The organism is Xylanibacter ruminicola (assembly GCF_900142525.1).
In the GTDB taxonomy this organism is placed as follows: domain Bacteria; phylum Bacteroidota; class Bacteroidia; order Bacteroidales; family Bacteroidaceae; genus Prevotella; species Prevotella ruminicola_A.
Window position 1 is genome coordinate 42,393 of record NZ_FRBD01000002.1, and the last position, 18,271, is coordinate 60,663.

Consider the following 18,271-nt stretch of genomic DNA (forward strand, 5'->3'; position numbering starts at 1 on the left):
CTAAAATAATATGCAATACAAAAAACTACTTCTTTTATTATTGATGTGCTTTACTTCATTAATCACTCAGGCGCAGCCTGAACCCGAGGATCGTAAACTTACTATTCGTGGTCAGCTGCTTGATTCTGAGTTCAAAGAGCCTATGGTTCAGGCCACAATCCAGTTATTTACCGCATCCGATAGTACCTTTGTTGGTGGAACGGTTACTAATGAGCGTGGAAACTTCTATGTCGAGGCTCCCCGCAGTGGTGTATATAGGCTTCGTATATCGTCGGTAGGTTATCAGACCATTGAGCGTGAGGTGTCGTTACGTCGAAATGCCAGTCAGGATCTCGGAAACTTGCTCATGGAGTCTGAGAGTATCATGCTGCAGGAGGCCGTCATCACAGGTCGCGCCGCTCAAGTCATCGTCAAGAAAGATACCTTGGTTTATAACCCCGAGGCCTATCGCACCCCCGAGGGCTCACCAATTGAGGAGCTTATCAAGCGTATTCCTGGAGCCGAGGTCGATGAGGAAGGTAACATCACCATCAACGGCAAGGAGGTTAAGAAGATTCTGATTGATGGTAAGGAATTTATGTTGGGCGATGTTGAAACTGCGCTTAAGAACATTCCAGTGAATATCATCCAGAACATGAAGTTCTACGACCAGCAGAGCGATCAGTCGCGTATCACTGGTATCGACGATGGCGAGAAGGAAACCGTGCTCGACTTTTCTATTAAGAAAGGTATGAACCGCGGTTATATGACCAATCTTGATCTTGCAGGTGGTACCAATCACCGCTACGCCTCGCGTGGCATGGCCAGTAGCTTTACCGATAAGACTCGCTTTGTGTTGCTGGGCAACTTTAATAACAAGGAGGAGAATGCCGGCTGGTGGAACCGTCGTGGACTGAACTCGCGTAAGATGTTGGGCACCAACTTCAACTATGATGATAACGATAAACTGAAAATTGATTTCAGTGTGCGCTGGAATCATCGTGGTGGCGATAATCAGACAGAGAACGCAACAGAGAATTTCTATAGCGAAACCTCGCGTACTTTCACTAATAAGTTGCAGGCTAACTACACCCGTAGCAATAACTGGTGGGGCAATATGCGTTTGGAGTGGAAACCCGACACTCTGACCAATATCCTTTTTCGTGCTAATGGCAGCTATGGTACTAACGATGCCACCACGCAGTCGAGTGCTGCAACCTTCGATGCCGACCCATATCTCTATGTCGATGATCCGCTGTCGCAACTGTCGTCATTAGGTCAGTATCTGGTCAATACCAATATCAATGCTAACCTGACTTATGGCGAGAATAAGAATGCATGGGGCATGCTCCAGCTTTACCGCCGTTTAAACCCGCGTGGTCGTAATGTTATTCTGCGTTTCGAGGGTAGTGCCGGCGATAGCAAGAATCTGAGTGTAAGCGACGATGAGGTACACCTGTACCGTGTAAAGGATCAGTCAGGTCAGGACTCAACCTACTTTACTGCCCGTTACAACACCACACCATCTGATAACAGCGGTTATGTGGTACGAACGTCTTATAGCGAGCCGTTGTGGACGGGCGCCCACCTGCAACTTAGTTACGAGCTGCGATACAATAAGAACAAGAGCGACCGCCTTACCTACGATTTTAGTCATTTGCCAGAAAATATCTTTGCTGGCATCACTCCTGAATATCGTATGTGGGATCCATGGCTCTCGTCGGTATGGTCAACACTCGACGACTATCTCGACCGCGACCTCAGCCGCTATTCCGAGTATAAGAACTATACCCACAACATGCGCGTCAACCTGCGTCATCGCGAGGAGAAGTACGATTACAACCTTGGTTTCCTGGTTCAGCCGCAGCATTCTAACTTTATTCAGGACTACCGTGGCGTGTATGTGGATACCGTGCGCAATGTGACTAACCTCACGCCAACACTCGACTTCCACTATAAGTTCAGCGACCAGAGCAATCTGTGGCTGCACTATCGCGGCGATACCCGTCAGCCTGAGATGACACAGTTGCTCGACATCACCGACGATTCAAACCCGCTCTACATCACCAAGGGTAACCCTGGCCTGAAACCCCAGTTCACCAGCTCGCTTAATGGTTATTACAATAACTACATAGTGCGCTACAAGCGTAGCATCGTGATTTATGCCAACTACCGCCACATTCGAAATTCTATCTCTAATCTGGTGCGCTATAACCCTGAAACCGGTGGTAGCATCACCCAGCCAGAGAATATTAATGGCAATTGGAACATAAATGCCGGTTTTACGTTTAACACCGCTCTTGATTCCACAGCCCATTGGAACGTGGGTACTGATACTCGCATCCGCTACAACAACTTTGTGAGCTATGTGGCTCAGGAACAGGCCGATGCCGAGAAGAATACCACACGTACCACCAATTTCAACGAGCGCCTGTCGCTGGGCTATCGAAATGACTGGCTTGAGGTGACGCTCGATGGCCGTCTTAACTACCAGCACTCGCGCAATGAGTTGCAGCCCAGTGCCGACCTCGACACCTGGCAGTTCAACTACGGAGGTCAGTTCCTGGTAAAACTTCCATCGGGTTTCGAGATCAGCAGCGAGATTCACGAGCGCAGTCGCCGAGGCTATAACGATTCGTCAATGAATACCAACGAGCTCATCTGGAACGGTCAGGTGTCTAAGGCTTTCCTCAAATCAAAGTCGCTCATCGTGGCACTTAACTTCTACGACCTGCTTAGTCAGCAGAGCAACTACGAGCGTTGGGTAAACGCATCAGGTCGCAGTGATACCCGCTATAACAGTGTTAACTCGTATGCCATGCTCCACGTGCGCTACCGCTTGAACATGTTCGGCGGAAAGGTTGATACCGAGAACCGTTACGATAAGAAGTGGGGCGGTCGCGATAATCGCGGTGGAGGTCGCGGCAACTGGCGTGGTTGATTTAAAAGACAGATTATTCCAAATTGCAGTTTTTTTTATCATAAAAGGAATAATGTTTGGCCGTTTCGCCGTTTTTTAGTTCCTTTGCACCCATGAACAAAGCAATATTGACGATAACGGGTAGCGACGGAACTGGCGGATCGGGCGTGCAGGCCGACATCCAGCTTATCAGTAAGCTGGGTGGCACGGCGGCATCGGTCATCACATCCATCACGGTTCAGAACACGCTGGGTATCCAGGAGTTCCACGACCTGCCGGCAACGGTGGTACGCCAGCAGGTTGAGGCCATCATCAACGACCTCCAGCCGCAGATTGTCAAGATTGGATTGTTACGCCGCATTGATGTGGTTGAGATGTTGGCCGAGGTGCTGCAGCGCTACAAGCCACGTCACATCATCTATGTACCCGTGCTCACATCAGCCAAAGGCGAACAGTTGGTGGAGCATCGGGTGTATCAGACCATTGAGAAGTTGCTCATACCCATGTGCACAGTGGTATTGGCACCCAGCGATCTGGCCGAGACACCGCTACGCCACGGACGTGCCAACCAACTGGCATCGGCCCTGGCTTACTATCTGAGTCACGACGAGAAGGTGAGCGATGCCATGCTGCATGCACAGACTTACCTGAAGCAGTTGCCCGCCGACTATGCCGATGGCAACAGCCGTAGCGAGGAGCTTTACAATCAGTTCCTTGATGCCGTCGAGCACTATTACCACCGATATGCCGATGTGGCTTTCTATGCCGAGCAGCTCAACGTTAGTCCGCGCTACCTGGGGCAGGTAACGCGCCAGATAACAGGCCGCTCGCCCAAGGCTATCATCGACGAACGTATTACCAACGAGATTGAAACACTGATTACCACCACTAATAAACCCCTGAAAGACGTGGCCCAACTACTAGGATTCTCGTCGCAGGCCCACCTGTCGCGCTTCTTCAAGAAACGAAGGGGCGTGCCGCCTACCGAATTTCAACATAAACAAAAATAAGTAAAAATGACAAACGAAAGAACATTGCTCAACCGCCAGTTGGCTCAGATGCTGAAGGGTGGTGTTATAATGGACGTGACTACTCCCGAACAGGCCCGCATAGCCGAAGAGGCCGGTGCCTGTGCTGTAATGGCACTCGAACGCATACCTGCCGACATCCGTGCAGCAGGTGGTGTGAGTCGCATGAGCGACCCTAAGATGATACGTGGCATCCAGGAGGCCGTCAGCATTCCTGTCATGGCAAAATGTCGTATCGGCCATATCGCCGAGGCACAGATTCTGCAGGCCATCGAGATCGATTACATCGACGAGAGCGAGGTGCTGAGCCCTGCCGATAACATCTACCATATCGACAAAACCAAGTTCGATGTCCCCTTCGTGTGTGGCGCCAAGAACCTGGGCGAGGCCCTGCGCCGTATTGCCGAGGGTGCTACCATGATCCGTACCAAGGGCGAACCAGGAACAGGCGATGTGGTACAGGCCGTGAGTCACATGCGCCTGATGCAGAGTGAGATACGTCGACTGGTCAGCATGAGCGAGGATGAACTTTTCGAGGCAGCCAAGCAGCTTCAGGCACCTTACGAGCTGGTGAAGTTTGTGCATGAGAACGGCAAACTGCCTGTGGTTAACTTCGCTGCGGGTGGTGTGGCTACACCTGCCGATGCTGCGCTCATGATGCAGCTGGGGGCCGAGGGCGTTTTTGTGGGTAGTGGTATCTTCAAGAGCGGTAATCCTGCCAAGCGTGCTGCCGCCATCGTTCAGGCTGTTACCAATTACAAGGATGCCAAACTGCTGGCCGAACTCTCTGAGGATCTTGGCGAGGCCATGGTGGGTATCAACGAACACGAGATTGAACTGCTCATGGCAGAGCGTGGAAAGTAAGTATGAAGAGAGTAGCTGTTTTAGCCCTTCAAGGGGCATTCATTGAGCACGAGCGGGTGCTGCAGAAGTTGGACGTCGAGGCGTTCGAGGTGCGCCAGCTGAGCGACTGGCAGCAATCCAAGGATGCCCTCATCCTGCCTGGTGGCGAGAGCACCGTGCAGATGCGCCTGCTACGCGAGCTCGGATTGCTGGAGCCCATCCGTCAGGCCATAGCCGATGGATTGCCTGTGCTGGGCACCTGTGCCGGTATGATCCTGCTGTCCGATGGTTATCTGGGCACCATGCACATCCGTGTGCGCCGCAATGCCTACGGTCGCCAGTTGGGCAGTTTCCACACCACGGGCACCGTCGATGGCATCGGTACCGATGTACCCATGACGTTTATTCGTGCCCCATATATTGAAGAGGTATTATCCGATGACTGCAGCGCGATAGCCACTGTCGACGGTCACATCGTAGCCGCCCGCCAGGGCCATCAGCTGGCCACCGCCTTCCATCCGGAACTCGACGATGACCTGCGCCTGCATCAGTTGCTGATCGACATGATAAAGCTGTAGTGGTGCGGCTGGTTGCCATCAATGGTATATGGTGGCAACGTGCGCTTGCCCCATGTGTCAGCACCACCTACACCGTGGATGTTTCCGTCAATGTTCAGATTGACAAAGCGTCCACGGTTTATTTCGTTTGGATGCTTGGCCGCTTCCAGGTCTTCCTCGCCGTAGTCCCATGCACGGATGCATAGTGGCTGGCAGCCTTCTATATTGAGCATGTTCTGTTTGCTGGCAATATGCAAGAAGCGTACATCGCAGCGGTTACCGTTATCTTGCGGATGCACATACTCCGTCTCGAATTCGCTTAGCGGCATCTTGTAATAGCCGATGAAAGCCGAGCGCTTGCGGTCGGGATAGTTCTCCCACGGACCACGACCATAGTAGGCTATTGAATCATAATCGGCCGGTAATCGCATTCTCATGCCGAACTTTGGTATCAGAGGTATATTTGTGGCTGTGGGGTTGTAGTTCATATCTACCATGATTTTGCCATCGTCGTTGATAGAGTAGGTGAGTGTCAGGTCGGCACCTACTGGCAACTGTAGTTCGGCTATTACTTTTACGCATGTCTTGCCGGTCTCAGTTCGTAGCGATTTCACCTTGCGATTCTTGGCAGCATCTCGCCAAACGGCTACACGCTCGGCAAAGTGGGCGGCGCTTTGGTTGTCGTTCTCTGGTTTCCAGAAGTAAGGTTCTAGCGGTGCTTTCAGCATCTCCTGTCCATCCACAATCCAGCTGCATAGTGCGCCAGTCTTGTCGATGGTTACTGCTCCGCGCTTGGTGTGAGCCCTTAGCCCATTGGCTGTTTTCTGAACCTTGGCTGGTTTGCCTTTCAGTTCTGTTGCGAAATTCCACGACTGCAGTACGAACTGCTCGCGGGCTACGGCAAATCCCTTGTTGGCCCAAGGCTTGTCTTCCTTTAGCTGGGCTTCAATATTCAACAGAACTTCAGAACCATACGATATCTCGCTATGAGTGATGTTGTAGTCGCTTAGAGGTGTAAATTGATCGTGGTTGATGATACGGAAGGCATCTAAAGGGGCATGCGAATAAATAGTGTCTTTATACTGTTCGAAGGAAATGGGCTGGTACACGTGCTGAACTTCATAATAGTGCGGATGAGGCTTGCGGTCGGGCGCTACAATACCGTTGATGCAGAACGGCCCGTCGTTAGGCTTATCGCCAAAGTCACCACCGTATAAAAATCTGCCGTCCTTCTCTATCCCTTGGTCTACCCAGTCCCAGATGGCTGCGCCGCAGATGCTGCTGTCGGCATATATCACATCCCAATACTCCTGCAGGTTGCCCATTGAGTTACCCATGGCATGGGCATACTCACGCATCATAAAGGGTTTGTCTTTCACGTCCTTGGCGTTCTTCTTCAGGTCGTCGGGGTATAGGTAGCTGTCGTCCCAGATGCAACTATATCGGCGGTCGCTGTCGTAGAATGGTGGACGGGTGTTGTCCAGTTGTCGCACCTTGTTATACATCGCCTCGATGTTGGGGCCCACGGCGCCTTCGTTACCCAGGCTCCATAGTATGATGCTGGGGTGATTAAAGTCGCGCTTTACCAGCGATTCGGCCCTGTCCACGTGTGCCTTCTGCCATGCCAAGTCTTCGCCCATCTCACTGTTGGCATAGCCGTAACCGTGGGTCTCGTGGTTGGCCTCGTCCATCACGTAGATGCCCCATCTGTCGCACAGCTCGTACAGGTATTCGCGGTCAGGATAATGACTGGTGCGCAGAAAGTTGATGTTGGCCTGCTTCATCAGCCGCAGGTCCTGCTCGTAGGTGGCGTCGTCCACGTAGCGCCCCGTCCTGGGGTGGTGGTCGTGGCGGTTCACACCGCGCAGCTTCACGTTCTTGCCGTTAATCTTAAACACCTCGCCTATCACTTCTACCTTCTTTACGCCTAAGTGGTAGTCAAAGTGTTCTATCACCTTACCCTTGGTATCGCGCAGTTCTACACTGAATGGGTATAGGTTGGGCTTCTCGGCCGACCAGAGTTTGGGCTGGTTGATGGTGTACCCAAGGGTTACTGTTGTCGTGTCGTTTATTGCTATCTGCTTGATATCCGTTTTTACCTCGCTGCCATTAAATAGTAGCACAGCTTGTAAATTCTTAGCCGCCTTCTTGCCTGTATTACATAGGCTGATAGCAGCCTTTACCTGGGCTTGGCTGTAGTCGGCAGTTGGCTGGGCTGTTACCTGATAGTCGCTGATGTGAGCCTGCGGGCGCACCCACAACTGCACGCTGCGGAAGATGCCGCTGAGTCGCCACATGTCCTGATCCTCCAGATAGCTGCCGTCGCTCCAACGATACACTTCTACAGCCAACTTGTTTCTGCCCTTTCGCAGATATCGGGTTACGTCAAACTCTGCCGGCGACATCGAGTTTTGGCTGTAGCCCACTTTCTGTCCGTTTATCCACACGTAGAAGGCCGAATGCACACCACCAAAATGCAGAATCAGGTTTTTCTTGAGCATATCTTTCGTTACATCGATAAACGTCACATACGATCCCACGGGGTTGCGATTCTCGTAGGCCGTCCAGTCCTTAGGAGGCTCGGTGGTAACGCTGGGGCGATTCCTTACAAAGGGGTAGTTGATGTTGATATAGATGGGTGTGCCAAATCCCTGCATCTGCCAGTTGCCGGGCACGTTTATCTTGCCCCAACCGCTCACGTCGAAATCCTCTTGGTAGAAGTCAGCAGGACGTTCCTCAGGATTGCGGCTCCAGTGGAACAGCCACTCGCCATCGAGCGATACTATTTCCTGGCACTCCTTCTGTTTCGAAGGCAGTTGCAGCGTGGCGTGATACGGCAGTTTGTTGATTCCGAGCACTGTAGGATTCTCCCAGTCGTTTACTTGCGCCTGCACTGATAAACTTAGCGCTATGGCCGATAAGGTCAGTATTCTTTTCATGATGGCTTATTATTTCGTTGCTGCTACCGATTCTATGGTGAGTCCTGCAGTAGGTAGGGCGCTTTTAATGCTTATCTGGATGCGTCCTTTCTTTTGGGTGCCTCGTACAACCAATAGGGCACGACCCTTCCAAGTCTTTGCGCGTGGCGAGGTGTATGGCTCGCGATCTTTCAGGTCGGCCGAGGCAAACGATAGCAAACTACCTTGCCCCTTTACGATGGCCTCGCATGGAATAGTTGCATCAGGACATACGTTGCCCTTACCATCAACTACCTCAACAGTAATGAAAGCCATATCTTGTCCGTTAGCTTTCAAAACGCTACGATCTGAGGTCAGTCGCAGAGCGGTAGGCTCTCCTGCGGAATAGAGCGTTACACTCCTTCCGCCAGCTTCGGCACGTAGCGTGCCTGCCTCGTAGGGTAGGGTAAAGACAGCTTTGTATTCTGTATTAAGTCCAACGACTTTGGTGTCAATTAGCTTGTCATTAAGATATAATTTTACCTCAGGTGCTTTTGTATAGACCTCCACCTCGATAGGCTTACCTTCCCATCCCGACCAGTTCCAACTCTCCCATGTAGGCCATACGCTCCACGCTGTCTGGTAAATCTTCCCATGATAGCCATCGGGCTCTTTCACAGCCATATACAAGTCCTTTGAGTTCTTCCACAGCATTTCGCGGTAATGGCTGATGGGTTTGCGCCATCCTGTGATGTCTACGTCACCGCAGTAGGCACCATGCCAGTCGGGCTGTCCGCCTTCTATCCAGTGCTCACCTGGGCGCTCGCCTTCATAGTAGTTGCGGCCGATACCCGATTCGCCCAGATAGTCGAGACCTGTCCAAACAATGTCGCCGATGATATAAGGATAATCTCGTACCAATTGCCAGTTTTTGAAGGCATCGCGTGGATAGCTCTCCGTCTGCCACATCACGCGTTTGGGGTCGCGCTGGTGGTCGCTGGCATGCTTATGGATCATATAGTTGTAGCCCCCTATGCCCAGTACCTCGAAGTGCGGGTCGTATATCTCCCAATCGTCGTCCCAAGCACATAGGGCCTCTGTCACGGGGCGGGTATTGTCCATCTCCATAATGGCCTGCTTCAACTTGCGGGCCGTGGTAACTACGCGGATGTCCTTGCGCTCTATCACCTCGTTGCCTATGCTCCAGCAGATGATGCTGGGATGATTGCGGTCGCGCTGCACCATAGCATGGATGTCTTCGCGATAGCACGAGTCAATCAGCGTAGAGTAGTCGTATGGATTCTTGGCTGTGCGCCAGCCGTCGAAGGCCTCACCTATTACCAGCATACCCAATGAGTCGCAGGCATCGAGGAAAGCACGGGTTGTGGGGTTATGAGCCGTGCGGATGAGGTTAAAGCCTGCCTCTTTCATCAGCTTCACCTTGCGGATTTCGGCTGCATCGAAGGCCATTGCTCCCAGCACGCCGTCGTCGTGATGCAGGCAGGCGCCATTGATGAGCAGCGGCTTGCCGTTGAGCAAAAATCCCTTTTCGGCTGTATACTCAATGGTGCGGATACCATAGGTAACGGGCAGTATATCGCCCTCGGCCTCGATGGTAGTATGGTACAGGTAAGGGTCGTCGGGTGTCCACAAGTGCGGGTTCTCCACGTGCAGTGTCTTCGTGATAGGCTTGCGCCCACCGTCTTTCATCACCACCTCGGCTTTGATGTTTACCGTGTGGATGTCGGGGGTTGTTACACTCAGACTCTGTTCATCAATATACTGTTGTCCTTTTGTCTGTAGCCACACATGGCGGTAGATGCCTGAGCCTGAGTACCAGCGGCAGTTGGGCTGCTCGCTGTTATTCACCTTGACAACCACCATGTTCAATCGTTTGTCGCGATATAAATATGGTGTGATGTCTACTGTAAACGGCGTATAACCGTATGCATGCTGACCGGCTTTCTGCCCATTGACAAATACTTCTGCCTTCTGATATACTCCTTCAAAATGAAGTCTAACTATTTCTGCATTTGGCGTTTTAAATGCCTTTCTATATTCGCCATTGCCACCAGGATACCAACCGCCACCTTCCTTGGTAGCACCCGTCGCAGGGTCGGGGGCCTCGTAGATATCCCAGTCGTGGGGTAGGTTTACGTTGATGGTTTTACCATTGCGCGTAAACTGCCAGCCGTTGTCGAATAAAGTTGATGTTGATTGAGCCACAATGCTCATCCAGGCACACAGGGCCGTTGAGATAATGAATAGTCGTTTCATATTAAGTCGTTTATCATTGATTTATCACGTCGATATCGCCAAAGGTCATGCGGTCGCCCTCAGCCAGGCGGTCGGCATCAAGTCGTAAAACCCTTGCCTTTGTGGGAGCAAACTTAATTGTCTGCCAGATGGGGTTGTTCACAATGTTCGAGAACTCGCCCTGAGCCAGTTTCGTCCAGTTGGCCCAGTCGGTCGATGCCCAAAGCGTGTAGTGAGTCACCAATCCTTCGCGGGTATTCTTTGGCGGCAGGTAGCGGAAGGAGGTGATGGTCTGCTCAGTATCCCAGTCAATCATCATTTCCTTGGGATTACTGAAGTAATAATGGAGCCCGCTGCTGCGTTTCTCGCCCGAGTCGGGAATGTCGGCCGTCAGTTCTGGAGCCAGATAGACTGAGGTGCGGGTTATCATGGGCTCGCATCTACTTTCGAGAACGGTGAAGCGCAGTTGAGTGGCTTTGATGGTGGGAAAGCAGATGATGCGACGATGGCCGATGGTGGTCAGTCCGTCGCCATTCTCCACCAGCTCATCCTTCAGTGGCTGCCATTGTCCGTCTACCAGCGCCTCCAGTGCAAACTTTTTTACGCGTTGCCCGTATCGGATGTTCTCTTCTACTACAAAGCGGTTGATGGCCGTAGGCTTCTTGAAGTTGATAATGGTAGTATTCCCCTGTGTGTTTATCTTTGCTTTCTTGGCGAGGTCGGTCTTAAACACCTCGTGTATCATCTTGTTGAAGGCGATGCCGCGCAGACTGTCGGTGGGGTGTATACGTCCATTAGGTGCTATCGGGAAGTTCAGCAGTAGGGTAGAGTTGCGCCCTACACTTTTATAATAGGTGTCCATCAGTTTCGACAGACTCTTCACATGTTCATTCTCAGTGTCGTGGTAGAACCAGCCTGGACGGATGCTCGTATTGGTCTCGCCAGGCACCCACGAGTCGCCAGTCTCCAGCCCGTAGTGCAGCATAGGCCACGTCACTTCGCCGTCGTGGTTCAACAGGCTCCAGTTGGTCTCGCCCACGTTGCCTGCCTCGGTGCCCACCCAGCGCAGATCGCCGCGGTCGCTGCCGTCGTTCCAAATCAGGCAGTTGGGCTGCAGTTCGCGAATCATCTTGTAGGTCTCTGGCCATTGGTAGTAGGTGGTGCGGTCAATCTTGCGCGTCTCGTTGGCACCGCCATACCAGCCGTCGCCACCGTTGGCACCGTCAAACCACACCTCAAATATGTCACCGTATTGCGTAAGCAGTTCGCGCAGCTGGTTGCGGAAGTACGTCACGTATTCTGGACGTCCGTATTCGGGATGGTTTCTGTCCCATGGCGACAGATACACAGCAAACTTCAGTCCCTCTGCCCTGCAGGCATCAGCCAGTTCGCGAACCACGTCGCCCTTACCATCCTTCCATGGCGAGTTCTTAACCGAATACTCTGTATATTTCGATGGCCACATGCAGAATCCGCAATGGTGCTTGGCGGTGAAGATAATGCCCTTCATGCCAGCCTGCTTGCACACGCTAGCCCACTGTTTGCAGTCAAGATGGCTTGGGTTGAACAGCTTCGGGTCTTCATTGCCGAATCCCCATTCCTGATCGGTATATGTATTCAGCGAGTAATGGATAAACGCATACATCTCCATATCCTGCCAACGCAGTTGGTTCTCCGTTGGCACAGGTCCGCAGGGTGTAGGCTTTCTAACTTGTCCATTAGCCTGCATCGTAAGCATCGCAATAAGCAATACCACTGCAATCTTAGCGTAATATCCCTTCATAATGATTAGGTTTTTGCTGCAAAGTAAATAAAAATATTGTTTCATTCCAAACTTCTTCAATGTTTTTTCTATATAATAAGAATTATTGCCTATATTTTCTACCGCGATGTCGAAAAAATCCAATTGATGAAAAAAGAGAGCCATGCTCTCCTTTTTATTTGTTTATCTGTTTTTTCCCTCCAACAATAAGTAACCCCTTTTTGCTAGAGGATACTTGTCGCCCCATTAAATCGTAGGCATCTGAAAAAGAGTCGAGATATGTGGACGAAACCCATTTTACTTTGCCGTACCCTCGCAGAGCCAGTTGAAAGCGGGAGCTGTGTTTCGGAAACCGAATGACGTGTAGAACGTTGTTCCTGCACCCACATGGTCTCCAGTGCTGAAAGTATCGTCGACGCAGAACAGCGTTCCTTCCTTGTCGGCATGGGCATCGCGGAAGGACAGCCAGTTGCCGTAGGGCACTACCGTATCGCTCTTGGAATGCATGAAATAGATGCGGTGCTTGGGCGTCCATCCCGTGGTAATCGAGTCCTCTGCCATTGCCATGTGCATGGCTGTCATGGCGTTGTCGGCTCTGGTGGGCACCTCGACAAAGTTGTCGGGATTCGACAGATAATCATAACATTCCTTGGTGAGCATCTTTTCCAGACATCCCCATATGTCTCCCTCCGGTGTTACAAACATTTCAGCCATCTGCTCGGGGGTGTAGTGGCGCCCGTCTTTCTCCAAACCGTTCTTTAACTGACTATACCACATTTGAGAAATATCATCGGTGGTGTATTCCTTACTGTCTATCCAGTCGAGCACGCCCGTGTCTATTAACTGCTGCGACAAGTAGTTTTCTACGCCGTATGATGCAAGTAGGGGGTTGGCATAGCACATACCCTTGATGATGAGTGGCATAACGATGGGCATGGTTACTATACCCTTGCGATGTTTGGTCTCAGTGCCGTAGCTGGTGCCGTCGTCTTCGATATAGTAGCGTATAGTGGTAATGAGGTCGTAGGGGCCGTCGCCACAGATAGACCCTTGAAAGTGCAAGGGTGCTGCCAAATCGTTCTCCTCGATATACCGCTGCACGGCCATGGTTACAGCTCCGCCTTGCGAATAGCCGATGGCAAACATACGCCAATCGCTCTTGATGGGCAACAGACGTTGGTTTTCGCCCTCAGATTTGCGATAGATCTTCAGTCCACACTGCACAGCGTCGACTACCTGTTGGGCTGTGAGACGTTGCGACAGGTAGGGGTGTTGCGTCTACGTGTAAAAAAGTTTATCGATTGGGAGCAGAACAACCATCAGCAGTTCCGCCAGAAGATGAATATTGAACCTAGCGAGATTACCATCACTCCACTTGATGAACAATTTATCAAGAAAGCCATCGACCTTGTAGAGGAGAATATCAGCGACTCTGACTTCTCTGTTGAGGCTCTAGCCTCTGAGTTAGCCATGGCACGCTCCACTCTCTATAAGAAATTCATGGCTATCACCGGTCTTGGTCCGGCAGAGTTCATCCGAACCATCCGCATCAAGCGTGGCCGTGCACTACTCGAAACATCGCAGATGCAGATAACCGAGATTGCCTATGCCGTTGGATTCACCACCGTCAAGAGTTTCACCATGAACTTTAAGGCAGAGTACGGCATCACCCCGTCAGAATTCCGACAACAGGGCAAGCAATAAAAAAACACAAAATTTCTCCTGTATTCGCCCTAATACGGGAGATTGTTTGTATATTTGCATAGAAAAATTGATAAGACGATGAAGAAACTGTGTTTGGCCATTTCGTTCCTGCTGTTGGCCCTGGCTGGCTATTCGCAGGGGTTCCGCAATCCTGTACTGCCTGGTTTTCATGCCGATCCGTCGGTGTGCCGTGCTGGCGATGATTTCTATCTGGTTAATAGCACATTCCAGTATTATCCTGGCGTGCCTGTTTTCCATAGTAAAGACCTGATTCATTGGGAACAGGTGGGCGCCTGTCTCACTCGCGAGTCGCAAGTCAGAATCGAGGGAATGAACGAGCAGACGGGTATCTATGCCCCCACCATCCGCTATCATGAGGGTCGCTTCTATATGGTTACCACGGTGTTCCCATCGCGGAAGCATTTCTATGTATATACCGACAATCCCAATGGCGAATGGAGCGACCCCATCTACATCGACTTCTGTGTGGGCAGTTGCGACCCTACCTTGTACTTCGAGGATGGCCGCTGCTACTTCCTCTGGAAAGAGGGCGACATCAAGATATGCGAGATTGATGTGAATACCGGCAGGCAGCTCGGTGAGATACATCATCTGGGCACTGGTCTGGGCGGACGATACCCCGAAGGACCGCATATCTATAAGAAAGATGGCTATTACTATCTGTTGCTGGCAGAGGGAGGCACCGAGCACGGGCATCATGTGAATATTCTGCGCAGCAAAAGCCTGTTTGGTCCTTACGAGTCGAATCCAGCCAACCCGATTCTCTCGCATTTCAACATGAAGATGCAGAACAGTCCGATTCAGGGATTGGGGCATGCCGACCTGGTGCAAGGCACCGATGGCTCGTGGTGGATGATTTGCCTGGGCTATCGCACCCATGGCTATCTGCAGCATGTGATGGGACGCGAGACCTTCCTGGCGCCCGTCGTGTGGGAAGAAGGAGGTTGGCCTGTGGTTAATAACGACGGCACCTTGCAGCTCGACATGCAATGCCAGACGCTGCCACAAGTGCCAATGCCTTTGGAACTCTCAAAAGATGAATTTGTGGGCGATAAACTATCACTCTACTGGAGTCATCTTAACATGCCGCAAAAAGATAACTATTCGCTGACAGCCCGCAAGGGATGGCTCAGACTTAAGACTTCTACTATCACGCTCGATGAGGTAGGAAATCCTACGTTCATCGGTCATCGCCAGTCGGAGCCTAACTTCATGGCTACCACTAAGGTCGATGTATCAGGATTGAAGAACGGCGGTGTGGCTGGTATCACTGCCTATGCAGCCCATCATAATCATTACGACGTGCAAGTGGCTGTTCGAGATGGCAAGCGCTACCTGCAGGCCAAAATCCGCATCGGCGAGATGGAGCATATCGAGAAAGAGATTCCGCTAAACGAGAGTGTTGTCTATCTGCGCATCACAGCCGATCCGCAGTTCTATCATCTGTACTATTCAACGGACGGCGCGCAGTTCACCCATCTTGCCCGCATGGATTACCGCTATCTGAGCACCGAGACCATTGGTGGCTTCTGTGGAGTGCATCTCGGTATCTTCGCCCACACACTTTCAAGCGTCATCAGCCATGCCGACTTCGACTGGACAGAGTTTAGGTTTTCGGCAAATAATAAGTAAAACATGGGCGCTGCTCATCGCGAGTAGCGCCTTTGTTTAGCTTGAATTTTACACCACTAGGATGTCCATTTACGATGGACATTTCTGGTTCCGATTTACTGGAATGGTTACATGGTTACAGCTGTAACCATGTAACCTTTTTGTTCCAAAATTTATGTTTTATACTTTATAAGTAATTAATATTCAGCATGTTATACTATTATACAATCTGTTTATTGACTCCTGCGGTCACATGGTTACAGTTGTAACCGTAACCGCTATTAATGCTTTTGGGGTACGATAGCTATAGCTGGCAGGGGTAATAGCTAGGGATAAAAAGGGCAAAACAGTAACTTCTGAACCGATTGCCTATACCCAAACGATTGTGCGCCTATACCCGAACAACCCGGCGACTATACTCAATCTGAAACGTACTCCAGCACAAGCATCATCTATTTATATCTCGGATAGCCGTGAATCAGGAAGTTACGCTGCTTTCTCATAAATAAGAATCTTATCACGGTCTGCACTCTCGCGAGCAAATGACATCAAGCCGCCATCGGTTATGAGGTCAACCTCGCAACCCAATTACTCCTTGTCGCAACAACGTCAGTTCCTCTGATGGCTGAATGGGAGCAGGATCGTCTACATTTACATACGAATACGGTGTTACTATGCGGTATAACGGTTAGATAAAAACTACAAACTATATCGCATGCGATGTTTTGTTAAACCTTCTTAAATTGTTAATTAAATCGCATGCGATATAGAATAATTGTTGTATCTTTGCAGCGTGATTAAAAATATTGAATAACTCATTTAAAAACAAAAGCATTATGGAAACAAAGAAATCTATTGATACATTACAGTTTTTCGTAACTCATCTGGCTGAGGGTGCAATGGTTCACAAGCAGCAGGGCATGATCTTCAAGGCACAGGGCATCACCAAGCTCGGACAGAAGTACATCGATCATTTCGGTGAGGAGATGGGCTGGGTAGAGAAGTTTACAGAGCGCATCCTTGACTTGGGAGGAGACATCAAGTTTGAAGGCATGAAGAGTCGCGACCTTATCTGCGACCCCGTTGAGTATGTCAAGGCCGACTGCGCCATCCAGGGGCCTGGTGTTGAGATGCTGATGAAGTGCATGGAGGGTGTGAAGGACGATCCTACTACCTACGACCTGCTGAAGGGCTACCTGAAGGACGAGGAGGAAGACCTGTATTGGAGCCAGGGCGCACTGGAGCTCATCGATAAGATCGGCACACAGAACTGGCTGATGCTACAACTGTAATATATGACACTACTCATTGGCTTAGTCATTCCCCTTTTGGGAACTATGCTCGGAGCGGCATTCGTCTTTCTGATGAAGGACGAGATGCCGCTTCGTCTGCAAAAGACGCTGCTTGGCTTTGCATCGGGCGTGATGGTGGCGGCATCGGTATGGTCGCTGCTGATTCCGTCGATGGAGATGGTGAACCCCTCCCAACCTCCCCGAGGGGAGGCTTTTCTTTCGGTAGTGCCTGCTGCCGTGGGGTTCTTATTGGGTATGGGATTCCTGCTGATGATTGATGAGCTGACTCCACACCTGCATATCGGTACAGACAAACCAGAGGGTGTGCGGTCGCATCTTTCCAAGACTACTATGCTGGCATTGGCCGTCACCATTCACAATCTGCCTGAAGGTATGGCCGTGGGTGTGGTATTTGCAGGCTCTGAAAACGGTGCGGCGGGATTGTCGCTGGCCAGCGCATTGGCTGTTAGCATAGGTATTGCCATCCAGAACGTGCCCGAAGGAGCCATCATCTCCATGCCCATGCGTGCAGCAGGAAATTCCAAGTGGAAGTCGTTCGTCATCGGATCATTGAGTGGAGCAGTAGAACCCCTCGGTGGTTTGGCAGTGGTGCTGCTGGCCTCGCTCATGACACCCATTCTGCCCTACATGCTCGCTTTTGCTGCAGGAGCCATGTTCTACGTTGTTGTTGAGGAACTCATCCCTGAAGCCAACGAGGGCGAACACTCTAACCTCAGCACCGTCGGTTTTGCCATCGGCTTTGTGTTGATGATGGTACTCGACGTAGTAATGGGATAGTCCCCCGGTATGACAAAGAATAGCAGAAAGAAATGAGGAATTGAGAGCCCAATTCTCTGCAGTGACACCAGCTTATCATTGGAACAAGAAGCACTGGAGCGACGTGTACTACGAGCAACTGGACGACTCGCAAGTCATGGAGTGGATCAAAGAGTCATATCATCTTGTAGCATCGAAACTCCCGAAGAAAGTGAGACAAAATTATATATAATGATAGTTTAGTAAGAAATGATAGAAATAGGACTGAAATATACGAGCGAATTGACGGTTACAGATGCTGTGACTGCAATTGCTGTCGGTTCGGGCGATATGCCTGTACTGGCTACTCCGATGATGATGGCGCTGATGGAGAATGCGGCCATGCTTGCTGTTAAGAACGAACTGCCGGAAGGTTGTACAACCGTTGGCGGCCATATTACGTCTTCACACCTGAAACCCTCAAAGATAGGAGATGTGGTAAGGGCAGAGGCCGAGGTAACCAAAGTAGACGGGAAGAAGATTGAATTCAAGGTGTATGCCTACTCTGGCGAGACGTTGCTGGGAGAAGGCACACACCTGAGATTCATTGTAGATCGTGAGAAGTTCATGTCAAAACTATAATAA

14 protein-coding genes are annotated in these 18,271 nt (G+C 50.9%); 10 read left to right on the forward strand and 4 right to left on the reverse strand.

Annotated features, from left to right (window positions below; translation table 11 throughout):
• Nucleotides 1-10: 10 nt before the first annotated feature.
• The 4 genes from BUB86_RS01365 (at nucleotide 11) to pdxT (ending at nucleotide 5,348) form a co-directional block, all read left to right on the forward strand.
• Nucleotides 11-2,920: a TonB-dependent receptor gene (locus tag BUB86_RS01365; RefSeq protein WP_073204184.1), complete on the forward strand. Its 2,910-nt coding sequence runs from the start codon at nucleotides 11-13 to the stop codon at nucleotides 2,918-2,920.
• 92 nt (nucleotides 2,921-3,012) lie between these two features.
• Nucleotides 3,013-3,909, forward strand: a complete 897-nt coding sequence (locus tag BUB86_RS01370; protein ID WP_073204187.1) for a bifunctional hydroxymethylpyrimidine kinase/phosphomethylpyrimidine kinase — start codon at nucleotides 3,013-3,015, stop codon at nucleotides 3,907-3,909.
• Between the two features lie 6 nt (nucleotides 3,910-3,915).
• Complete coding sequence (gene pdxS, locus BUB86_RS01375) at nucleotides 3,916-4,791, forward strand: pyridoxal 5'-phosphate synthase lyase subunit PdxS (RefSeq protein WP_073204190.1); 876 nt, start codon at nucleotides 3,916-3,918, stop codon at nucleotides 4,789-4,791.
• Between the two features lie 2 nt (nucleotides 4,792-4,793).
• Complete coding sequence (pdxT, locus tag BUB86_RS01380; protein WP_073204192.1) at nucleotides 4,794-5,348, forward strand: pyridoxal 5'-phosphate synthase glutaminase subunit PdxT; 555 nt, start codon at nucleotides 4,794-4,796, stop codon at nucleotides 5,346-5,348.
• Here pdxT and BUB86_RS01385 read toward each other — a convergent pair.
• From BUB86_RS01385 to BUB86_RS01400, 4 genes are all read right to left on the reverse strand, one after another.
• Entirely contained in the window at nucleotides 5,318-8,266 is a 2,949-nt protein-coding gene (locus BUB86_RS01385; protein ID WP_073204195.1) for a glycoside hydrolase family 2 TIM barrel-domain containing protein, read from the reverse strand. The genes pdxT and BUB86_RS01385 overlap by 31 nt on opposite strands.
• A 9-nt stretch (nucleotides 8,267-8,275) precedes the next feature.
• Entirely contained in the window at nucleotides 8,276-10,501 is a 2,226-nt protein-coding gene (locus tag BUB86_RS01390) for a glycoside hydrolase family 2 TIM barrel-domain containing protein (RefSeq protein ID WP_073204198.1), read from the reverse strand.
• A 13-nt stretch (nucleotides 10,502-10,514) separates the two neighbouring features.
• On the reverse strand, nucleotides 10,515-12,218 hold the full coding sequence (locus tag BUB86_RS01395) for an alpha-L-fucosidase (RefSeq protein ID WP_217653204.1): 1,704 nt from the start codon (nucleotides 12,216-12,218) through the stop codon (nucleotides 10,515-10,517).
• A gap of 321 nt (nucleotides 12,219-12,539) precedes the next feature.
• A complete protein-coding gene (locus BUB86_RS01400) occupies nucleotides 12,540-13,466 on the reverse strand; it encodes a hypothetical protein (RefSeq protein WP_073204205.1) in 927 nt (308 codons plus the stop codon).
• A gap of 30 nt (nucleotides 13,467-13,496) precedes the next feature.
• Here BUB86_RS01400 and BUB86_RS17885 point away from each other — a divergent pair, with 30 nt between their 5' ends.
• The 6 genes from BUB86_RS17885 (at nucleotide 13,497) to BUB86_RS01430 (ending at nucleotide 18,268) form a co-directional block, all read left to right on the forward strand.
• Complete coding sequence (locus tag BUB86_RS17885) at nucleotides 13,497-13,946, forward strand: helix-turn-helix domain-containing protein (RefSeq protein WP_254795062.1); 450 nt, start codon at nucleotides 13,497-13,499, stop codon at nucleotides 13,944-13,946.
• A 78-nt stretch (nucleotides 13,947-14,024) separates the two neighbouring features.
• Nucleotides 14,025-15,599 carry a glycoside hydrolase family 43 protein gene (locus BUB86_RS01410; RefSeq protein ID WP_073204210.1) on the forward strand — a complete coding sequence of 525 codons (1,575 nt, stop codon included), beginning with the start codon at nucleotides 14,025-14,027 and terminating at the stop codon, nucleotides 15,597-15,599.
• Between the two features lie 815 nt (nucleotides 15,600-16,414).
• The gene (locus BUB86_RS01415; protein WP_073204594.1) at nucleotides 16,415-16,870 is read left to right on the forward strand and encodes a bacterioferritin; all 456 of its coding nucleotides are present in this window, start codon (nucleotides 16,415-16,417) and stop codon (nucleotides 16,868-16,870) included.
• A 3-nt stretch (nucleotides 16,871-16,873) separates the two neighbouring features.
• A complete protein-coding gene (locus BUB86_RS01420) occupies nucleotides 16,874-17,668 on the forward strand; it encodes a ZIP family metal transporter (RefSeq protein WP_073204213.1) in 795 nt (264 codons plus the stop codon).
• 19 nt (nucleotides 17,669-17,687) lie between these two features.
• On the forward strand, nucleotides 17,688-17,879 hold the full coding sequence (locus tag BUB86_RS01425; RefSeq protein WP_081373027.1) for an MmcQ/YjbR family DNA-binding protein: 192 nt from the start codon (nucleotides 17,688-17,690) through the stop codon (nucleotides 17,877-17,879).
• 17 nt (nucleotides 17,880-17,896) lie between these two features.
• The gene (locus tag BUB86_RS01430) at nucleotides 17,897-18,268 is read left to right on the forward strand and encodes a thioesterase family protein (protein WP_073204216.1); all 372 of its coding nucleotides are present in this window, start codon (nucleotides 17,897-17,899) and stop codon (nucleotides 18,266-18,268) included.
• The last annotated feature ends 3 nt before the right edge of the window (nucleotides 18,269-18,271 follow it).